This window comes from Micromonospora sp. NPDC049274 (genome assembly GCF_040678875.1).
Classification (GTDB): domain Bacteria; phylum Actinomycetota; class Actinomycetes; order Mycobacteriales; family Micromonosporaceae; genus Micromonospora.
Genome location: NZ_JBFAQS010000021.1, coordinates 13,570 through 34,303 on the forward strand (window position 1 = coordinate 13,570; position 20,734 = coordinate 34,303).

At 73.5% G+C, this 20,734-nt stretch carries 15 protein-coding genes and 1 pseudogene; 12 read left to right on the forward strand and 4 right to left on the reverse strand.

From position 1 onward, the window contains the following. Positions 1-28 precede the first annotated feature (28 nt). From AB0K10_RS28965 to AB0K10_RS28980, 4 genes and pseudogenes are all read left to right on the forward strand, one after another. Positions 29-862: pseudogene (locus tag AB0K10_RS28965) on the forward strand (hypothetical protein); the annotation flags it as partial. A 180-nt stretch (positions 863-1,042) separates the two neighbouring features. Further along, entirely contained in the window at positions 1,043-1,471 is a 429-nt protein-coding gene (gene hisI, locus AB0K10_RS28970; RefSeq protein WP_363688856.1) for a phosphoribosyl-AMP cyclohydrolase, read from the forward strand. Then, positions 1,468-3,021, forward strand: coding sequence for an anthranilate synthase component I (locus AB0K10_RS28975; protein WP_363688692.1), 1,554 nt, complete (start codon positions 1,468-1,470; stop codon positions 3,019-3,021). Before hisI ends, AB0K10_RS28975 begins: the two co-directional genes overlap by 4 nt. A 114-nt stretch (positions 3,022-3,135) precedes the next feature. Further along, positions 3,136-3,714: a Trp biosynthesis-associated membrane protein gene (locus AB0K10_RS28980; RefSeq protein ID WP_363688694.1), complete on the forward strand. Its 579-nt coding sequence runs from the start codon at positions 3,136-3,138 to the stop codon at positions 3,712-3,714. Here the strand turns inward: AB0K10_RS28980 and AB0K10_RS28985 are convergent, their stop codons facing one another. Next, a complete protein-coding gene (locus AB0K10_RS28985; RefSeq protein WP_363688696.1) occupies positions 3,715-3,984 on the reverse strand; it encodes a hypothetical protein in 270 nt (89 codons plus the stop codon). A 488-nt stretch (positions 3,985-4,472) separates the two neighbouring features. On the opposite strand from AB0K10_RS28985, the gene trpC reads away from it, so the two are divergent. Genes trpC through trpA form a run of 3 tightly spaced genes read left to right on the forward strand, consistent with a single transcriptional unit; the run spans position 4,473 to position 7,357 of the window. Beyond that, complete coding sequence (gene trpC, locus AB0K10_RS28990; RefSeq protein ID WP_039906616.1) at positions 4,473-5,276, forward strand: indole-3-glycerol phosphate synthase TrpC; 804 nt, start codon at positions 4,473-4,475, stop codon at positions 5,274-5,276. A 37-nt stretch (positions 5,277-5,313) separates the two neighbouring features. After that, on the forward strand, positions 5,314-6,552 hold the full coding sequence (gene trpB / locus AB0K10_RS28995; RefSeq protein WP_363688698.1) for a tryptophan synthase subunit beta: 1,239 nt from the start codon (positions 5,314-5,316) through the stop codon (positions 6,550-6,552). A 1-nt stretch (position 6,553) separates the two neighbouring features. After that, the gene (gene trpA, locus AB0K10_RS29000; protein WP_363688700.1) at positions 6,554-7,357 is read left to right on the forward strand and encodes a tryptophan synthase subunit alpha; all 804 of its coding nucleotides are present in this window, start codon (positions 6,554-6,556) and stop codon (positions 7,355-7,357) included. Between the two features lie 286 nt (positions 7,358-7,643). Here trpA and AB0K10_RS29005 read toward each other — a convergent pair whose 3' ends face one another. Further along, entirely contained in the window at positions 7,644-8,330 is a 687-nt protein-coding gene (locus tag AB0K10_RS29005; RefSeq protein ID WP_363688702.1) for an NUDIX domain-containing protein, read from the reverse strand. Positions 8,331-8,431: 101 nt separating this feature from the next. Between AB0K10_RS29005 and lgt the strand changes: the two genes are divergently transcribed. Beyond that, complete coding sequence (gene lgt / locus AB0K10_RS29010) at positions 8,432-9,667, forward strand: prolipoprotein diacylglyceryl transferase (protein WP_363688704.1); 1,236 nt, start codon at positions 8,432-8,434, stop codon at positions 9,665-9,667. Between the two features lie 15 nt (positions 9,668-9,682). Beyond that, positions 9,683-10,870, forward strand: coding sequence for an FAD-dependent monooxygenase (locus tag AB0K10_RS29015; RefSeq protein ID WP_363688706.1), 1,188 nt, complete (start codon positions 9,683-9,685; stop codon positions 10,868-10,870). A 13-nt stretch (positions 10,871-10,883) separates the two neighbouring features. Here AB0K10_RS29015 and AB0K10_RS29020 read toward each other — a convergent pair whose 3' ends face one another. Then, positions 10,884-11,720 carry a GNAT family N-acetyltransferase gene (locus AB0K10_RS29020; RefSeq protein WP_363688858.1) on the reverse strand — a complete coding sequence of 279 codons (837 nt, stop codon included), beginning with the start codon at positions 11,718-11,720 and terminating at the stop codon, positions 10,884-10,886. A 153-nt stretch (positions 11,721-11,873) separates the two neighbouring features. On the opposite strand from AB0K10_RS29020, the gene gltB reads away from it, so the two are divergent. From gltB to AB0K10_RS29035, 3 genes are all read left to right on the forward strand, one after another. After that, positions 11,874-16,580: a glutamate synthase large subunit gene (gene gltB, locus AB0K10_RS29025; protein ID WP_363688708.1), complete on the forward strand. Its 4,707-nt coding sequence runs from the start codon at positions 11,874-11,876 to the stop codon at positions 16,578-16,580. Further along, positions 16,573-18,108 (forward strand): glutamate synthase subunit beta, encoded by a 1,536-nt coding sequence (locus AB0K10_RS29030; RefSeq protein WP_363688710.1) that lies wholly within the window; start codon positions 16,573-16,575, stop codon positions 18,106-18,108. Before gltB ends, AB0K10_RS29030 begins: the two co-directional genes overlap by 8 nt. A gap of 120 nt (positions 18,109-18,228) precedes the next feature. Next, positions 18,229-18,768 (forward strand): hypothetical protein, encoded by a 540-nt coding sequence (locus AB0K10_RS29035; protein WP_363688711.1) that lies wholly within the window; start codon positions 18,229-18,231, stop codon positions 18,766-18,768. A gap of 322 nt (positions 18,769-19,090) precedes the next feature. Here the strand turns inward: AB0K10_RS29035 and AB0K10_RS29040 are convergent, their stop codons facing one another. Further along, positions 19,091-20,632, reverse strand: a complete 1,542-nt coding sequence (locus AB0K10_RS29040; RefSeq protein WP_363688713.1) for a M1 family metallopeptidase — start codon at positions 20,630-20,632, stop codon at positions 19,091-19,093. Positions 20,633-20,734: the final 102 nt, after the last annotated feature.

The following is a 20,734-nucleotide window of genomic DNA, read 5'->3' on the forward strand; positions in this document are numbered from 1 at the left end:
ACTCATCGTCTGTTGAACTCAACGCTAGATGAGATACCGCCGCCCGCGCAACGGCCCGCTTGCCGCTGGGCGTCCGCCGTCGCGCCCAGCGGCAGAACAGGCAGTAGGCTCGTACCGGACAGCAGGTCCGGCAACGGGCATTGCGCACCGATCGGGCGTACGGCACGATGGCGCCGTGGGTCACGCTCCGTTACCGCACAGCGGATTTCTTGAGGACTGGGCCGCGCGGTTGCGGGACGCCGCCGAACGGCCGGTCGTCGGCATCCTGCTGCGCGGAAGTCACGCCCGACGGGCCGCCACCGCGCACAGCGACGTCGACCTCGACGTGCTGGTCGGCGGCTCTCCGTACGCTGCCCGCCGCGCGTACCTGGCCGAGACGGCCGGTCGGGTCACCCACGTCTCGGTGGCCGCGCGGGACGTCCGCTCCTGGGTGCGCCGGCTCGGGAAACCGGCCGACTGGGCGTTCGGGCTGCCGGTCACCGCGCCGGCCCGGCTGCTCTGGGCCGACCCGCACTGGCGGCCCCGGATCGACCTGCCGGTGCTCTGCCAGCCCGCCGAGCCACCCCGGCTGGAGGAGCTGATCGCCATGCTCGGCAAGGCCGCGGCCGCCCGGACTTCGGCCGACCGCCTCGGGGTCCGGCTCGCCGTCGCGGACCTCGCCCGACTCTGCCCATCGGTGCTGCGCCCGGCGAACCCGTCGGTGCGGGTGTCCTCCCGTCGGGCGGCGTTCGCGGCCGCCCTGGAGCTCCCGGTCGCCCCGGCCGGCTACCGGGAGGACATGCTGCTCTGCCTCGGGCTGCGTCCCGGCGGCACCGGGCAGCTCTGGGCCGCCGCCGTACGGCTGGTCGCCGGGACCCTGCCGTTGATCCGCCCGTACGCCGCGGAGATCGCCGAGGCGGCCGGCGCCGACCTGGCCGAGGCCCTCATCGACGGCCGGCTGGACCGCTACGTGGCCCAACTCGCCCGGCCCGTGGCCCACCCGCCGAACCCGCGACGGGAGCCGTCGCCGGTGCCCGCCCCGCGTGCGGGACAATGGGCAACTGTGCCCGTACCTGACGCGCCGGTGACCGGCGTCCCCAGCGAACCGAGCGGCCCGGCGGCGTCGACGCCGGTCCGTCCGTCCCGGCTCGACCCGGCCATCGCGGCCCGGCTGCGCCGCAGCGCCGACGGCCTGGTCGCCGCCGTGGTGCGCGCGCACGACTCCGGCGAGGTGCTGATGGTCGCGTGGATGGACGACGAGGCGCTGCACCGCACCCTCACCACCGGCCGGGCCACCTACTGGTCGCGCAGCCGCCGGGAGTACTGGGTCAAGGGCGCCACCTCCGGGCACCACCAGTACGTGCGCTCGGTCGCGCTGGACTGCGACGGCGACGCGCTGCTGGTGAGCGTCGACCAGGTCGGCGCGGCCTGCCACACCGGGCACCGGACCTGCTTCTACACCGAGCTGCCGGTGACGAAGGCCGACGCATGACCGACGGCGCGGTGAGCCCCGACCTGACCACGTTCACCGACGTGGCGGCCCGCTGGCGCGTCGTGCCGGTCACCCGACGCCTGCTGGCCGACGCCGAGACCCCGGTGGGTGTCTACCGCAAGCTCGCCGGCGGTCCCGGCACGTTCCTGCTCGAATCCGCCGAACAGGGCGTCGGCTCGGCGGGCACGGCCTGGTCGCGGTACTCGTTCATCGGCGTCCGCAGCAGCGCCACCCTCGTCGAGCGGGACGGGGTGGCGACCTGGCTCGGCCAGCCGCCGGCCGGGCTGCCCACCGACGGCGACCCGGTGCGGGTGCTGCGGGACACCGTCGCGGCGCTCGCCGGCCCGCCCGGGGACCCGTCCGACGGTCTGCCCCCGTTGACCGGGGGCATGGTCGGCTACCTCGGCTACGACCTCGTCCGCCGCTTCGAGCGGCTGCCCGAGCTGACCGAGAACGACCTGGGCGTACCGGAGTTGGGCATGATGCTCGCCACCGACCTGGTGGTGCTCGACCACTACGACGGCTCGGCGATCCTGGTCGCCAACGCGGTGCTGCCGCCGCTGGACACCCCGGGCCGCGACGCGCAGGTCGCCGCCGCGTACCACCACGCGGTGGGCCGCCTCGACGCGATGACCACGGCGCTGTCCCGACCCATCCCGCCGATGATCTCCACAGTGGAGCGTCCGCCGGCCGGCGAGGTCCTCTGTCGTACGCCCGAGGGTGGTTACCTGAAGGCGGTGGAGGCCGCCAAGGAGGCGATCCGGGCGGGCGAGTGCTTCCAGATCGTGCTGTCCCAGCGCTTCGAGCGGGCGACGCGCGCCGACCCGCTGGACGTCTACCGGGTGCTGCGCACCAGCAACCCCAGCCCGTACATGTACCTGCTGCGCTTCGACGGGTTCGACATCGTTGGCTCGTCACCGGAGGCGCACCTGAAGGTCACCGCCGACGTCGACGGACGGCGTCGGGCGCTGCTGCACCCGATCGCGGGCACCCGGCCGCGCGGCGCCACCGCGACGGCCGACGCCGGGCTCGCCGCCGAGCTGCTCGCCGATCCCAAGGAGCGCGCCGAGCACGTGATGCTCGTCGACCTGGGCCGCAACGACCTGGGCCGGGTCTGCGAGCCGGGCAGTGTCCAGGTGCCCGAGTTCGCGACCATCGAGCGGTACAGCCACGTCATGCACATCGTCTCCACGGTGACCGGCACGCTGCGTGACGACCGCTCGGCGTTCGACGCGCTCGCCGCGACCTTTCCGGCCGGCACGCTCTCCGGTGCGCCCAAGGTGCGGGCCATGGAGATCATCGAGGAGTTGGAGCCGGTTCGCCGCGGCGTCTACGGCGGCACTGTCGGCTACTTCGGGTTCGGCGGCGACCTGGACATGGCGATCGCCATCCGGACCGCGCTGATCCGCGACGGACGCGCCTACGTGCAGGCCGGCGCCGGGGTGGTCGCCGACTCCGATCCGGCCGCCGAGGAGCAGGAGACCCGCGACAAGGCCGCCGCCGTGCTGGCCGCGATCGCAGCCGCCGAAACGCTGAGGCCGGCCCGGTGAGCGCGAGGAGTGCAGCGCAGCGGAGCCCCGCAGTCGCGAACGAAAGGCCAGCCCGGTGAGCGCGAGGAGTGCAGCGCAGCGGAGCCCCGCAGTCGCGAACGAAAGGCGAGTCCGGTGAGCGCGGGCGGGGGCGTGGGTGGTCGGCGTCAGCTGACGTACGCCATGTTGTTCTGCCTGGCCGGCGCGGGCCTGGCGCTGTGGGCGGCGACCCGGGGCTGGTCGGTCGAGGTGACCGCGCGTCCGGCGCCGTTGCCGCCGGTGCGCGAGGCCCGCAGCGGGGCCGCCCTGCTGCCGTGGCTGCCAGCGCTGGCGCTTGTCACGCTGGCCGGCGGTGGCGCCGTGCTGGCGACCCGCGGTCGGGTGCGGCGCGTGCTGGGCGTGCTGCTGGGTGCTCTGGGCGTGGCGGTGGCGGCGGGTGGCGGATACGGGTTGGTAGCCGATCTCGGCGGCGTGGTGAGCCGGCAGTGGCCGGCGCTCTGCCTGCTCGGCGGTCTGCTCGCCGCCGTGGGCGGCGGGTGGACGGCGCTGCGGGGCGGCGGGTGGCCGGCGATGGGCGCCCGTTACGAGCGGCCGGCGCGGACCGTCACGGAGAGTGGCCCCCCGACGGTCGCCCCGCCGAGCCCGATGGTCGGGCGGCGGACCACCGAGGCGTGGGACGCGTTGGACCGGGGCGAGGACCCGACAGCGGGCTGATCAGCCGACCGGCTGACGTTCCCGCTGCCGGCGGGCGGAGGCGGCGCGGGCGGCGGCCAGCTCGGCCACCAGGCGGTCCAGTTCGGCACGCTGGTCGGCGCGGGCACGGTCGGCGCAGACCGCCTCCCAGGCGTTGCCGCGCGCCGTGCGTACCCGGCCCTCGCCGACGACGGCCCGCTCCAGGGTGTGCACCACGCCGACGGCCAGCGACGCCACGGTCCGTGAGATGGTGGTCAGTCCGATGCTCGGGTTCGACTCGGCAATGCTCATGGGTCACCCCGCACGAGGAGTTGGCGGACGGTCGGGCAGGCGCGTCATCGAGTCTGCCCGAGGACGATGCTTGCCGGCTGACGTTTCGCCGGGGTGACCGCCCGGTCAACTGTCCCGCCATGCCCGCGACCTGGGACCGGCCGTTCGGCCTTGAGCTTGCTCACAGCATCGATCAGCGTCGTTGTCGTCGGGCGGCGGGGCGGAACCAGTGGCATGATCGATGGGTCGGCCCGGTTCGACCGGGGCCGCCGGGCTCCCGTCGTGTGACGGCGGTCGATACCGGAGGTGGCGCTGCGTGACATCCCGTTCACGGCAAGTCGGCCATTATGCCGCAGCCCTTTTCGTGAGCAGCGCCATACCCCCGGCTCCCGGCGTCGGTCGGCTGCCCCTAGCATCGGCCCATGACACCCGGAGAGGGGAGTCCGTTGGTGACTGCTGAGCATGCGCACGCGGAGGGGGACGAAGCCGGTCAGGCGGCGTCCGTAAGCGTGCTCGACGAGATCCTGGCTGGCGTGCGCGAGGACGTCGCCCGACGCCAGGAGCAGGTTCCGTTGGAACGGATCCGTGAGCTGGCCGCGGCGGCGCCGCCGCCGCTGGACGCGTACGCGGCGTTGCGTAAGCCCGGCGTCGCGGTCATCGCCGAGGTGAAGCGCTCCTCACCGTCGAAGGGCCGGCTGGCCGAGATCGCCGATCCGGCCGACCTCGCCGTCGACTACGCGGCGGGCGGGGCGCGGGCCATCAGCGTGCTGACCGAGGGGCGCTGGTTCGGCGGGTCGCTGGACGACCTCGCCGCCGTGCGGGCCGCGGTCACCGTGCCGGTGCTGCGCAAGGACTTCGTGGTTTCCAGCTACCAGGTGCACGAGGCGCGCGCGCACGGCGCCGACCTGGTCCTGCTGATCGTGGCCGCCCTCGAGCAGAACGTGCTGATGGGCCTGCTGGAGCGGATCGAGTCGCTGGGCATGACCGCGCTGGTCGAGGTCCACGACGAGGAGGAGGCCGACCGCGCCCTGGAGGCCGGCGCGCAGGTGATCGGGGTCAACGCCCGCGACCTGCGTACCCTTCAGGTGGATCGGTCGGTGTTCGAGCGGATCGCGCCGGGCCTGCCGAGCAGCGTCGTCAAGATCGCCGAGTCCGGCGTCCGCGGGCCACACGACCTGATCCGGTACGCCTCCGCGGGCGCGGACGCGGTTCTCGTCGGCGAGGGCCTGGTCACCCAGAAGAGCCCACGCGAGGCGGTGGCCGAACTCGTCAACGCCGGCAACCACCCGGCGACGCCCCGGCCGGTGCGCTGACCCGCGCCGGTGTGACGCCCCACCGAGAGGATTTCCGATGAGCGCCGATGCGCTGGCCCCGGTGGCCGGCTCGCAGCCCGACTCCGCCGGCCACTTCGGCCGCTTCGGCGGTCGGTTCGTGCCCGAGGCCCTGGTGGCCGCGCTGGACGAACTCGACGGGGCATGGCGTACGGCGATCGCGGACGAGTCCTTCCGGGCCGAGTTCGGCGCGCTACTGCGTGACTACGCGGGCACGCCGTCGCTGCTCTACGAGGCCCGGCGGTTCTCCGCGAAGGTCGGCGCGCGGGTGCTGCTCAAGCGTGAGGACCTCAACCACACGGGCGCCCACAAGGTGCGCAACGTGCTCGGCCAGGCACTGCTCACCAAGCGGATGGGCAAGACCCGGGTCATCGCCGAGACCGGGGCGGGGCAGCACGGCGTCGCCACCGCGACCGCCGCCGCCCTGTTCGACCTGGAGTGCGTGGTCTACATGGGCGAGGTCGACACCGAGCGGCAGGCGCTCAACGTGGCCCGGATGCGGATGCTCGGCGCCACGGTCGTCCCGGTCGTCACCGGCTCGCGGACCCTCAAGGACGCGATGAACGAGGCGATGCGCGACTGGGTGGCGAACGTCGACGAGACCCACTACCTGATCGGCACCGCCGCCGGGCCGCACCCGTTCCCGGCGATGGTCCGGGACTTCGTCCGGGGCATCGGCGACGAGGCCCGCCAGCAGTGCCTCGACCTGACCGGAGCGCTGCCGGACGCGGTCGCCGCCTGCGTCGGGGGCGGTTCCAACGCGCTGGGCATCTTCCACGCCTTCGTCCCCGACGAGGACGTGCGCCTCTACGGCTTCGAGGCCGGCGGCGACGGGGTGGCCACCAGTCGGCACGCCGCGAGCATCACCGGCGGGTCGGCGGGCGTGCTGCACGGCGCTCGCACGTACGTGCTGCAGGACGCCGACGGGCAGACGCTGGAATCGCACTCGATCTCCGCCGGCCTGGACTACCCGGGCGTCGGGCCCGAGCACGCGTGGCTGCACGACACCGGCCGCGCCAACTACCTGCCCGTCACCGACGTCGAGGCGATGGCCGCGTTCGAGCTGCTCTGCCGCACCGAGGGGATCATCCCGGCGATCGAGAGCGCGCACGCCCTCGCCGGCACCGTCACGCTCGCTCCGAAGCTGGCCGCCGAGCTGGGCCGGGAGCCCACCATCGTGGTCAACCTCTCGGGGCGGGGCGACAAGGACGTGCACACCGCCGGGGACTACTTCGGCATCCTCGACAAGGAGCAGTGAGATGAGCCGCATCGGGGTGGCCTTCGACAAGGCCCGGGCCGACGGGCGGGCCGTGCTGGTCGGCTGCATGCCGGCCGGGTTCCCGACCGTCGAGGGCAGCATCGCGGCCATGACGGCGATGGTCGAGGCAGGCGTCGACGTCATCGAGGTGGAGATCCCGTACTCCGATCCGGTGATGGACGGCCCGGTCATCCAGAAGGCCAGCGACATCGCGCTGGCCGGCGGCGTCCGCACGGCCGACACGCTGCGCATCATCGAGGCGGTCGCGGCGACCGGCGCGCCGGTCGTCACGATGACCTACTGGAACCCCATTGAGCGGTACGGCGTGGACGTGTTCGCCCGCGACCTCGCCGCCGCCGGCGGAACCGGCCTGATCACGCCGGACCTCATCCCCGACGAGGCGGCCGAGTGGCTGGCCGCCTCGGACGCGCACGGCCTGGACCGCACCTTCCTGGTGTCGCCGTCGTCCACCGACGCCCGGGTGGCGATGACGGTGGACAACTGCCGTGGCTTCGTCTATGCCACTGCCGTGATGGGGGTGACCGGCGCCCGCACGCGTACCTCCGACGCGGCCCCCACGCTGGTCTCGCGGGTTCGCGCGGTCACCGATCTTCCCGTCGGCGTCGGCCTGGGCGTGGGCACCGGCGCGCAGGCCAGCACGGTCGCCGGGTACGCGGACGGGGTGATCGTCGGCAGCGCGCTCGTCCGTTGCGTGCTCGACGCCCCCTCCGAGGCCGAAGGGCTGGCCGCGCTGCGCACCCTGAGCGCCGAACTCGCCGAGGGCGTCCGCAACCCCGCCCGCTGAGCCCACCTCGCTGGCCCTCCGCCGCTGGGCCTTGGTCCGCGCCTTGGGTCGCGGACCCCGGCTACGCGGCCCGGCCGGCTCAACGCCTGGCTTGAGCGCCGGGAGTGCCATTCCCTCAAGAGCGGTATACCTGTGAGTCATATTTATGACTCACAGGTATACCGCTCTCCAGCGGAAGTGGTCTGCCGGGCCCGGCGGGCCCACGACTCCGCCCGGCAGATGCGTGTGCGGCGCAAGGGGCAAGCGCTGCCAGGGACCAACGCGATGCCGGCGGGCAACGTATAGGTCAGGGCAAGAGGGAGGGGTCCGCGGGCGCCTCGCCGCGCTGCTCCGGCGGCTGACCGGCTCCCGGTCGCCCATCGCGATCCCCAGCCGGTCGGCCTTCGCCGGTCGGGGGGCCTTCGCCGGTCGGGCGGTCCTCCCCAGCCGGTCGGCCTTCGCGGGTTGGGTGGGTCTCGTCGGTCGAGTGGGTCTCGACGGTCGAGCCGGTCGCTGCCGGTGGCGCGATATCGGCGGTGTCGGGTGAGCGGGGGACGGTCCGCAGGACGCCGGAGCGGCCGGCGAGCGCGTCGGTGACGGCCGCCCGGGTGAGCGGGGTGACGGCCTCGGGCAGCGCGCCGGGGGCGTGCCAGGACAGCCGGCAGCCCGGCGGCGGGTCGGCGCTCGGCCGGCCCTCGGCGACACGAGCGCGGAACACGTGCACCAGGACGTCCGGCAGCGGCCCGGCCCGCCCCGCCCGCGCATGCGTGGTCGCACCGTCGAGGTGGTAGACCCCCACCAGGTCGACCAGGTCGATCTCCCAGCCGGTCTCGGCGGGGATGTCGCGCAGCGCCGCCCGCACCGGGCTCTCCGCGGGGCGCAGCCGGCCGCCGGGCAACGCGTACCGGCGCTGGCCTCGGCCCTGGCGGCAGAGCAGCACCCGGCCCGCGTCGTCGGTGACGACGGCGGCGACCGCCCAGGTGAGCGCGCTCATGGACAAAGAGCGTACGGCGGCGCAAACCAGAAGTCATCGGGATCCGCGCACGGCGGCCCGGGGTGCCGCTGCGGGGGTGCGCAGCGGTAGCGTGTGCACCCGTGACCATCGCCTCGCTGTCCCCCCAGGCGGCCCTGCCCAGTCCCAGCACCGCCGTCTGGCAGCTCGGGCCGTTCCCGCTGCGGGCGTACGCGCTGTGCATCATCGCCGGCATCGTGGTGGCCTGCTGGGTGACCGAGCGGCGCCTGCGTCAGCGCGGCGTCGCTCCGGGCGCGGTGCTCGACATCGCCGTCTGGGCGGTGCCGGCAGGCATCATCGGCGCCCGCATCTACCACGTGATCACCTCCCCGGAGAAGTACTTCGGCGCCGGTGGTGAACCGCTGAAGGCGCTCTACATCTGGGAGGGCGGTCTCGGCATCTGGGGTGCCGTCGCCGGTGGCGCGGTCGGCGCGTGGATCGCGGCCCGGCAGCTCGGCATCCCGTTCGGCGTGGTGGCCGACGCGCTCGCGCCGGGGTTGCCGCTGGCCCAGGCGATCGGCCGGTTCGGTAACTGGTTCAACAACGAGCTGTTCGGTGGCCGTACGACGCTGCCGTGGGGTCTGCAGATCCACCGGATGGACCCGGACAATCCGGGGCACGCGCTGCGGGACGACGCAGGCAAGCCGATCCTCGAACCCGGCCTCTACCACCCGACGTTCCTCTACGAGGCGCTGTGGAATCTCGGCGTCGTCGCACTGGTCCTTCTCCTGGACCGGCGGCTGCGGCTGGGGCGGGGTCGGGCGTTCGCGCTGTACGTGATGGGCTACACCGCCGGCCGGTTCTGGATCGAGCTCATGCGGACCGACGAGGCGAACCAGATCTTCGGCGTACGCCTCAACGTCTGGACCGCGGCCCTGGTCTTCCTCGGCGCGTTGATCTACTTCGTGCGGGTCCGCGGCCCCCGGGAGTACCTGATCCCGATCGGTGTGGCGGCGACATCCACGCCGCCGACCACGTCCGACCTGTCCCAGGTCGACATCTCCGAGGGCCAGACCAGCGCCCGCGCAGCCGCCCCGGAGGGTTACCGGGTGGTCAGCGAGGAGCAGTACGACACCTGGCGGGACACCGGCGTGGCGCCTCCGGAGCCGGCCGACGAGGTACGCCCCCAGGGAGCCGAGCCGCTCGACCACGAACCGGCAGGCGACGAGGCAGCCAGCGACGAGGCGACCACCGGCGAGGCAGCGACCGACGACGCGAGCAGTTACCGCGCCCACGGGCCGGTGGACGGCACGCGGGAGGCGCGCGACGACGACCGGGCCGACGCCGCCGGCGTGCGGCCCGCCGACCGGGACAGCTGAGCGGGGGCGACACCGATGCGAAGCGCGGTGGTGGTCGGCGCCGGGGTCGGTGGCCTCGCGGTCGCCGGCGCGCTGGCCCGCTCCGGTTGGCAGGTCACCCTGCTGGACCGCGCCGAGCGGGTCCGCCCCGAGCCGACCGCTGTGGTGCTCTGGCCCAACGGTGTCCGCGCGTTGCAGGCCCTCGGCCTCGGCGCCGGTCTGGCCGCCATCGCCACCCCGCTGCCCGACGGTGGGGTCCGCCGTCCGGACGGGCACTGGCTGGTGCAACCCCGGCCGACGCCGGCCGACCGGATGCCTGTGGTGGTGCACCGGGAGGATCTGCACGACGCGTTGATCGCCGGCCTCGGTGACCGGGTCGAGCTGCGTACCGGGGTGACAGTGCGCCACGTCCGCGTCGAGCCGGGCGAACGCCCCGGGGTGAACGACGGGCGACAGACCATCGAGGCCGACCTGGTGGTCGCCGCGGACGGCACGGACAGCGTCATCCGTCGCCAACTGGCCCCCGAGTCCGGCGTGGTCAGCTCCGGCTGCGCGGCGTGGCGGGCCGTCATCCCCTGGTACCGGGCGCCCCGACTGCCCGCCGACCAGCCGATCGCCGGCGAGGTTCTCGGCGCGGGCTACCGGTTCGTGGCCGCCTCGCTGGGTGAGCGTGGCTCGTCGGGTGGTTCCAGCCGGGGTGGCATCTACTGGGTGGCCACCGCCGCCGGCGCTCCCCGCCCCGAGCCCCCGGAGACCCAGCTCGCCCTCCTGCGCCGCTGGTACGCCGGCTGGCCGGCGCCGATCGCCGCGCTGCTCGACGCCACCGACCCGAGCGACCTCGTGCAGCAGGAGGTCCGCGAGCTGCGTCCGCTGCCCCGCTCCTACGGCTTCGGCGTCGGGCCGGGCGGGGTGGTGCTGCTCGGCGACGCTGCGCACGCCATGCCGCCGCACCTCGGTCAGGGCGCGTGCCTCGCCTTCGAGGACGCCGCCACGCTCGCCTCACTGCTGCGCGAGGCCCGCCTGCCGGATGCCGTGCAGACGTACGACCGGGTGCGCCGTCCCCGGGCCGCGACTGTGGTCCGGCAGACCCGGCGCATGTCGGCGGTGCTCCAGACCCGGGGCCGGTTGGCGGTGCGCGCCCGCGACGCCGCGCTCGGCACCATCAACTCGCGGCTGCTCTCCAGCGCCGCCGCCTCGGCGGCCCAGTGGCGTCCGCCGGCCTGACCGCCCGCGCGGTTCAGGGGATCAGGGCGGCGGGTTCGGCGATGCACGCGGTGCCGATGCGTCGGAAGCCGACGCGCAGGTAGACCCGGGCGATCTCCTCGCTGCCCGCGGAGAGGAAGACGAGGCCGGTGCCGGCGGCGAGCAGTTCGTGGGCGAGGGTGGCGGTCAGCGCGGCGCCCATGCCGCGACGTCGAGCGGCCGGCAGGGTGGCCACCCCGGCGATCTCCGCGACGTCGTCCACCCGCATCGCCATGCCGCTGGCCAGCGCGCCCTCGGTGGGTGTCCCGGCCAGCGCCGAGATCCGCCTGCCGTCGGCGATCCGGACCCGCTCCTCGTCCAGAGCGGCGAGCTCCAACTCGGTGACCGCCGCGTCCCGTTCGGCCGGGCCGGCCGGGCCGGGCGCGGTGCCGGCGGCGCCGAACGCCACGGCCGCCACCGCCCGCCGGGCGGCCACGTCGGCGGCGAGGTCTGGCGCGTCCGCCGCCAGCACCCGCACCGGTACGTCGGACAGCGTCGCCGGGTCGGGCAGCGCGGCCGGGTCGAGGACCATCAGCGGGGCCTCCAGCACGTTCAGCCCCGCCGAGCGGGCCACCGCCAGCAGCTCGGGGGTCGTCTCGTGCACCCACTCGAAGGCCTCCGGCAGGCCCAGCTCCCGCTGGCGCTCCCGCGCCGAACTCACGTCGGCCAGCGACGGCGCCTCGGTGGCGCCGATCCGGGGTCGGGCGTAGAACGGCCAGCCGACGCCCTCGCGGACGAACAGCACCAGCCCGCCATGCTCCTCGACACCGGCGACGTCGCGGGGCACCGCGTCGTAGAAGCGTTCCAACCGGTCGAAGATGTCCTTGTGCACCGAATCCACCGCGCGAGACTACACGTCCCAGACTCTGGACGGTGTGATCAATCTTGAGTGGCCTTGCGCCCCCAGCCCTAACGTAGACTCAATAAACCCACGGGCCGACGTCGTCCCCACCATGATCCAACCTGAGTGACGACAGGAGGCCCGGTGGCTCAGCCGTACGCGGACACGACACAGCCGCACCCGCACAGCCCGCAGGCGTCCCCGACGCCCGGCCCCCATCCGCCCGCCCAGGGTCTCTACGACCCGGCGCAGGAGCACGACGCCTGCGGGGTGGCCTTCGTGGCGGACATGCACGGCCGACGGTCGCACGCGGTCGTCGCCAACGGGCTCGGTGCGCTCTGCCGCCTGGACCACCGTGGCGCCCGGGGCGCGGAGCCCAACACCGGCGACGGCGCGGGCATCATGATCCAGGTCCCGGACGCGTTCCTGCGCGCGGTCGCCGACGTGACGCTGCCACCGGCCGGCGAGTACGCCACGGGCCTGGTGTTCCTCCCCGACGACGACGCTGCCGAGGCGCGTGCCCGTCGGGTGGTCGAGAAGTACGCGCTGGTCGAAGGCGCGGAGCTGCTCGGCTGGCGGGACGTGCCGATCGAGCCGCAGGGGCTCGGCGAAACCGCTCTCGCGGCCATGCCCCGGGTGCGGCAGGTCTTCGTGGCCGCGCACCGCCTCACCGACTCGCCCGCCGGGCCGGCCGGTTCCGCACTGAGCGGCATCGAGCTGGACCGGGTGGCCTTCTGCCTGCGTAAGCAGGCTGAGCGGGAGACCGCCGAGCGGGGCGTGCCGGCGTACTTCCCGTCGCTGTCCAGCCGCACCATGGTTTACAAGGGCATGCTCACGCCCGACCAGTTGCCGGCGTTCTACCCCGACCTGCGCGACGAGCGGGTGGAGAGCGCGATCGCGCTTGTGCACTCCCGGTTCTCCACGAACACCTTCCCGTCCTGGCCGTTGGCGCACCCGTACCGGCTCATCGCCCACAACGGCGAGATCAACACGATCCGCGGCAACCGCAACTGGATGCAGGCCCGCGAGGCGCTGCTGCGCTCGCCCAACGTGCCGGGCAACATCCGGCGGGTCTTCCCGGTCTGCACGCCCGCCGCCTCCGACTCGGCGAACTTCGACGAGGTCCTGGAGCTGCTGCACCTGGCCGGCCGGAGCCTGCCGCACGCGGTGCTCATGATGATCCCCGAAGCCTGGGAGAACGACCCCGGGATGGATCCGGCCAAACGGGCCTTCTACCGCTTCCACGCGAGCCTCATGGAGCCGTGGGACGGTCCGGCCTCGGTGGCCTTCACCGACGGCGAGATCGTCGGCGCGGTGCTGGACCGCAACGGGCTGCGCCCGGGGCGCTGGTGGCAGACGGACGACGGCCTCGTGGTGCTGGGCTCCGAGGCGGGCGTGCTCGACCTCGACCCGGCTCGGGTGGTCGCCAAGGGGCGGCTCCAGCCGGGGCGGATGTTCCTGGTCGACACCGTGGCCGGGCGGATCGTGCACGACGACGAGATCAAGTCCGAGTTGGCCGCCGCGCAGCCGTACGGCGAGTGGCTGCACGCCGGGCTGATCGAGCTGGACGACCTGCCGCCCCGCGAGCACACCGTCTACACCCACGACTCGGTGCGTCGGCGCCAGCAGACCTTCGGCTACACCGAGGAGGAGCTGAAGATCCTGCTCGCGCCGATGGCCCGTACCGGCGCCGAGCCGCTGGGCTCGATGGGCACGGACACCCCGATCTCGCCGCTGTCCACCAGGCCGCGGCTGCTCTATGACTACTTCCACCAGCTCTTCGCCCAGGTCACCAACCCTCCGTTGGACGCCATCCGCGAAGAGCTGGTGACCAGCCTCGCGTCGACGATCGGGCCGGAGGGCAACCTGCTCGACCCGAACGCGGCGAGCTGCCGGCAGATCGTGCTGCCGCACCCCATCATCGACAACGACGAGCTGGCGAAGATCCTCTCCATCGACGAGGACGGCGACCTGCCCGGCTTCAAGGCGGTGCGGGTCTCCGGGCTGTACCGAATCCGCGAGGGCGCCGCCGGGATCAAGGCCCGGCTGACCGAGATCTGCCGGCACGTCTCCGAGGCCATCGAGGACGGCGTCCGCATCCTGGTGCTCTCCGACCGGGACTCCAACGCCGATCTCGCGCCGATCCCGTCGCTGCTGCTCACCGCGGCCGTGCACCAGCACCTGGTGCGGGAGCAGACCCGCACCCAGGCGGCGCTGATCGTGGAGTCCGGCGACTGCCGGGAGGTGCACCACGCGGCGGTCCTGATCGGGTACGGCGCGGCGGCTGTCAACCCGTACCTGGCGTTCGAGTCCGTGGAGGACATGATCACCACGGGCGCGCTGCTCGGCGTGGAACCGGCAGCGGCCGTGCGCAACTACGCCAAGGGGCTCGGCAAGGGCGTCCTGAAGATCATGTCCAAGATGGGGATCTCGACGGTCTCGTCGTACTGCGGCGCGCAGGTCTTCGAGGCGGTCGGGCTGGACACCCGGCTGATCGACCGTTACTTCCGGGGCACTCCGAGCCGGATCGGCGGCGTCGGGCTGGCCGGTGTGCACACCGAGGTGGCCGCCCGGCACGCGCTGGCCTGGCCGCCGGCGAGCACCGCCGGCTCCGACCGGCTGGAGGTCGGCGGCGAGTACCAGTGGCGCCGCGAGGGTGAGCTGCACCTGTTCAACCCGGAGACGGTCTTCCTGCTCCAGCACGCCACCCGCAGCCGGCAGTACGACGTCTTCCGCCAGTACACGGCCAAGGTCGACGCGCTCGCAGCGCAGGCCGGCTCACTGCGTGGGCTGTTCACCCTGCGTACCGGGGTCCGTCCGGCGGTGCCGATCGAGGAGGTCGAGCCGGCCACCGAGATCGTCAAGCGCTTCGCCACCGGCGCCATGTCGTACGGCTCCATCTCGGCCGAGGCGCACGAGACGCTCGCCATCGCCATGAACCGCCTCGGCGGCAAGTCCAACACCGGCGAGGGCGGCGAGGACGTCGATCGGCTGCACGACCCGCTGCGGCGCTCCTCGGTCAAGCAGATCGCCAGCGGCCGGTTCGGTGTCACGAGCGAATACCTGGTCAACGCCGACGACCTGCAGATCAAGATGGCCCAGGGCGCGAAGCCCGGCGAGGGCGGTCAGCTGCCCGGCAACAAGGTGTGGCCGTGGATCGCCCGGACCCGGCACGCCACTCCCGGCGTCGGTCTGATCTCGCCACCGCCGCACCACGACATCTACTCCATCGAGGACCTGGCTCAGCTCGTCCACGACCTGAAGTGCGTCAACCCGGCGGCCCGGGTGCACGTCAAGTTGGTGAGCGAGGTGGGCGTGGGCACCGTCGCCGCCGGGGTGGCCAAGCTCAAGGCCGACGTCATCCTGATCTCCGGCCACGACGGCGGCACCGGCGCGTCCCCGATGAACTCGCTCAAGCACGCCGGCACCCCGTGGGAGCTGGGGCTGGCCGAGGCGCAGCAGACGCTGCTGCTCAACAAGCTGCGCGACCGGGTCACCGTGCAGGTCGACGGCCAGCTCAAGACGGGCCGCGACGTCCTGGTCGCGGCGCTGCTCGGCGCGGAGGAGTTCGGCTTCGCGACCGCGCCGCTGATCGTCTCGGGCTGCGTGATGATGCGGGTCTGCCACCTGGACACCTGCCCGGTCGGCATCGCCACCCAGAATCCGGTGCTGCGCGAGCGGTACACGGGCACGCCGGAGTTCGTGGAGAACTTCTTCCTGTTCCTCGCCGAGGAGGTCCGGGGATACCTGGCCGAGCTGGGCTTCCGGTCCATCGAGGAGGCCATCGGGCAGACCGAACTGCTCGACGTGGCCCCGGCGGTGTCGCACTGGAAGGCCTCCGGGCTCGATTTGGGGCCCGTCCTGCACCTGCCGGAGCTGCCCGCCGGCGCTGCCCGGCGCGGGGTGCGCGCCCAGGATCACGGTCTCGAGCACGCTCTGGACAACGAGCTGATCGCGCTGGCCCGTCCGGCCCTGGAGGATGGGGCACCGGTCCGCGTCGAGGTCGCGGTGCGCAACGAGCACCGCAGCGTCGGCGCGATGCTCGGCGGCGAGGTGACGCGCCGATTCGGCGGGGGCGGCCTTCCGGACGACACAGTCGAGTTCGTGCTGCACGGCACCGCCGGGCAGTCGTTCGGCGCGTTCCTGCCGCGCGGGGTGACGCTGCGCCTGCACGGTGACGCCAACGACTACGTGGGCAAGGGCCTCTCCGGAGGCCGGCTCATCGTCCGTCCGGACGCCGCCGCGCCGTTCCTCGACCCGGACGCCGAGCCGGGGCAGCGGGCCGAGGATCAGATCATCGCCGGCAACACCATCCTGTACGGAGCCACGGCGGGCGAGGTCTTCCTGCGCGGTCGGGTGGGGGAGCGGTTCGCGGTGCGCAACTCCGGCGCTGTCGCCGTCGTCGAGGGCGTCGGCGACCACGGCTGCGAGTACATGACCGGCGGCACGGTGGTGGTGCTCGGCGCGATCGGCCGCAACTTCGCCGCCGGTATGTCCGGCGGTACGGCGTTCGTGCACCGGCTGGACCGGTCCCGGGTCAACGCTGAGCTTGTCGACCTTTCGCCGCTGCGCGAGCAGGAGCAGGCGCTGCTGCACGAGCTGGTGCAGCGGCACGTGGCCGAGACCGGGTCGGCGGTCGCCGAGGAGCTGCTCAAGCGCTGGCCGGAGGCGGTGTCCGAGTTCACCGCAGTGGTGCCCCGCGACTACCGCCGGGTGCTGGAGATCATGCGGGCCGCCGAAGCAGCCGGCCGCGACGTCGACGACGCGGTGATGAGCGCGCTCAGCGTGCCGTCCGCCGCGCCGGTGCCGCCCGCCCCGCGGGTGGCTGCCCAGGAGGTGGCACGTGCCTGACCCGAACGGTTTCCTGCGCTACGACCGGCGGTTGCCGGCCCGCCGCCCGGTGCCGGTGCGGATCAGCGACTGGCGGGAGGTGTACCCGCCGGCCGGCGAGGAGCTGGTCCGTGAGCAGGCCACCCGATGCATGGACTGCGGCATCCCGTTCTGCCACGACGGCTGCCCGCTGGGCAACCGCATCCCGGACTGGAACGACCTGGTCCGCACCGGCAACTGGGACGCCGCTGTGGAGTCGCTGCACGCCACAAACAACTTCCCGGAGTTCACCGGCCGACTCTGCCCGGCGCCCTGCGAGGCGGCCTGCGTGCTCGGTATCGCCGGCGGCCAGCCGGTCACCATCAAGCAGGTCGAGGTGGAGATCGCCGACGCTGCGGCGGCGCGTGGGCTCACCCCGCGCCCGGTGCCGGCGCCGTCGGGCCGGTCGGTCGCCGTGGTCGGCTCCGGGCCCGCAGGCCTGGCCGCCGCCCAGCAACTGGCCCGCGCCGGTCACGCCGTGACGGTGTACGAGCGCGACGACGCGATCGGCGGCCTGCTCCGGTACGGCATCCCCGACTTCAAGTTGGAGAAGCGGCACATCGACGCCCGGTTGGCGCAGCTCACCGCCGAGGGGGTGCGCTTCCGCACCGGCGTGCACGTCGGCGTCGACGTCACCGCCGAGCAGCTGCGCGCCGAGCACGACGCGGTGCTGCTGGCCGCCGGGGCGTTGCAGGGCCGGGACACCCCGGAGACCCCGGGGCGGGCGCTGCGGGGCGTACACCAGGCGATGGCGCACCTGGTCGCGGCGAATCGCGCGGTCGCCACGGCGACCGACGGCGGGCCCGGCGTGGCGGTCACGGGCGAGGGCCGGGCGGCCCGCGCGGTGCTGCCGGACGGCACCCCGATCGACGCGGCAGGCAAGCACGTGGTGATCATCGGTGGCGGGGACACGGCTGCCGACTGCCTCGGCGTCGCCCACCGCCAGGGCGCCGCGGGCGTGCACCAGCTCGACCTGTACCCGCAGCCGCCGCAGGAGCGCGACGAGGCCCGCGACCCGTGGCCGACGTGGCCGTGGGTCCTGCGCAGCTACCCGGCACACGAGGAGGGCGGCGAGCGGGTCTTCGCCGTGGCGGTGCAGGAGTTCGTGGACGACGGCACCGGTCAGGTGCGCGCGGTGCGGATCGCCGAGGTGACGGTCGAGAAGCGCGACGGCCGTCGGGTGGTCACCGTCGTCCCGGGTTCCGAGCGGGAGCTGCCGGCGGACCTGGTGCTGTTGGCGATCGGTTTCGAGGGCACCGAGCAGCAGCCGCTGCTGGAGCAGTTCGGGGTGACCCGCAACCCGCGGGGGGCGATCGACGCCCGCGACGACTGGCAGACGGCCGCGGACGGCGTGTTCGTCGCCGGTGACATGCACCGGGGCGCCTCGCTGATCGTGTGGGCCATCGCCGAGGGGCGCGCCGCGGCCGCGGCGATCCACGGTTACCTGGGTGGCGCTAGCGCGCTACCGGCGCCGGTCGGCCCGGCCGCGCAGGCGCTCGCCGTGCGCTGAGGAGTTCCCGGAGCGGTCCGGTCGGCGCGGCAGGTATCTGCCGCGCCGACCGTCCTTCGTGAGACAGCGGTCACCGCTGGCGGGACGAACCGACACGAAGATCATCGTTACGCTGCGCTCGTGGACAATGAGGAGCGGTTGCGGCGTACGCGTCGGTGGCTGTGGATCGTGCTGATCGGCCTCTTCCTGAGCGGTGCCACCGCGTTCCCGCTGGAGATCGAGGTGCGCTGGCTGCTGCGCGCGCTGGACCCGCTCGCCGGCCAACTGCCGGCGCTTGTCGGCTGGATCGAACGAGTCCACACCGGACTCGTGACGGCGGGCGAGGACTACCCGTTCCTGCTCTACGGCACCGACTGGCTGGCCTTCGCCCACCTGGTGCTGGCGGTGGCGTTCTGGGGGCCGCTGCGTGACCCGGTGCGCAACGTCTGGGTGGTGCAGGTCGGCATGATCGCCTGCGCGGGGATCGTTCCGCTGGCGCTCATCTGCGGCCCGATCCGGGACATTCCCTGGTTCTGGACCCTCGTCGACCTGTCCTTCGCGGTGGGGGCGTTCCCGCCGCTCTGGTTCGCCTACCGGCACATCCGCGCGGTCGAGGCGAGCACGGCCGAGGCGGCGGGGTCCCCGGCGACGGTGGACGGTTCGGTGGCGCCGGCGTCCTGAGCAGCCGGTTGACCGGCTCGGCCGCAGCCTGCGCTGCCTGGTCGACCCGGAATCCGACCGCTGGCGACGACCCGGCCCGGAGGCCAGCCACCTCTGCGCGTCCTTTGCTCTGCTTCACCCCACGCACCACCGCGCGTCCGATAGTCGGACAACCGGTGGTGCGTCCGTTGAAGCAGAGCAAAGGACGCGTGGGGGAGGGCCGACGGGGGACGCGGCAGTGGCAGGTGAGATCGCACCGGCGCGACCAGCACGACCAGCACGACCGGCGGGGACGCCGGAAGGCCCGCCACCTGGGTGACGGGCCTTCCGGTGACGACTGCCGCTAGTGCGACAGCAGGCGGTGTGCCTCGTGGGACTCGCGGATCTTGGCCCACGACTTGGGCTCGGTCGGCGGGGCGGCCTTGCGGGCGGCGCTTGCCACGTCGGGCCGGCCCGGGGTGAACAGCCAGGTGGTGAACAGGTCGTCCAGGTCCAAACCGGAGATCCGCTCGGCCAGGGCCTGGAACTCCTCGATGGTGCCGTTGCCGTGCCGGTGCTCGGCCGTCCAGGCGGGCAGGATCGCGAAGAACGCGTCGTCGCCGACGGCCAGCCGGAGCTGGTGCAGGGTCATCGCGCCCCGGTCGTAGACCGCGTCGTCGAAGACCCGAGCGGCGCCCGGATCACCGGGCAGCACCTGCCAGAACTCGTCGTCGGCCGGGTAGCTGGCGTACGTGAAGTCGAAGATTTCCTGGGTGGTGCCCTCGTCCTGCTCCTCCGACCAGAGCCACTCGGCGTACGAGGCGAAGCCCTCGTTGAGCCAGATGTTGCGCCACTCGGCCACCGAGACCGAGTCGCCGAACCACTGGTGGGCGTTCTCGTGGGCCACCACGTACGTGTTGGCGCCGCGACGCCAGAAACCCGGGCCGTACACCGGTCGGGTCTGCGTCTCCAGGGCGAAGCCGATGCCGTCGACCGGCCCGGCCACGCCGCCTCGTGCCTCGGACGGGTACGGGCCGAAGATCCCGCTCTCCCAGTCGGTGATCTCACCGGTCCGTTCGATGCTGGCCCGCGCGGCCGGCCCGAGCGCGCCCAGCGAGGTGCTGTACGCGTTGATCACCGGCTGGCCGCCCGGGGTGGTGTCGGTGACGATGTCGTACTGGCCGATCGCCATGAAGGCCAGGTAGGTGGCGGTGGGAGTGGTGGTCCGCCAGATCCACCGGGTGCGGTTGCCGGCCTCGGCCGCTGGCGGCCGGGGCTGCACGCCGTTGCTGATCACCTCGATGCCTGTGGGCACCGAGACGGAGATGTCGAAGGTGGCCTTGTCCAGCGGGTGGTCGTTGCTCGGGAACCACCACCACGCCGACTCGGGCTCGTTGACCGCGAGCGCCCCGTCGTCGGTGCGCGTCCAGCCGGTGTAGCCGCCGACAAGGGTCTCCGACGGGATGCCGCCGTAGCGCACCACGATGGTGAGCTGCTGGCCCCGGGTGATCGTGCGGGCCGGGGTGACCACCAGCTCGTGCGCGCCCGTCGTGCCGGTGGTGGCCTCCCAACCGTTGACCCGCACCGACTCGACGTCGAGCAGGAAGTCCAGGTTGAACGCCGAGAGGTCCTGCGTCGCGGTGGCGAGGATCGTGGTGGTGCCGGTGAGCCGGTCGGTGGCCGGGTCGTAGCGCAGTCGGACGTCGTAGTGCGAGACGTCGTAGCCGCCGTTGCCGTAGTCGGGGAAGTAGGTGTCGCCCAGGCCCGCAGCGCCGGGTTGCGGCGCGACCGAGACGACGGGCCGGCCCCAGCCCGTCGGGGCGGCCGGGGCGGGCGCGCCGGTGAGCATGGTGCCGGCGGTGGTGAGGGTCAGGGCGGCGGTGGCCGCCGTGAGGACTCGTCGCACGAGGTGGACTCCCTCCATCGGGTGTACGCACCGCCAACCTAATCGACAACTGTGAACGTTGCTCGCCGGTCGGTCGCCGCGGATGGGTCATGGCGTCGCTGT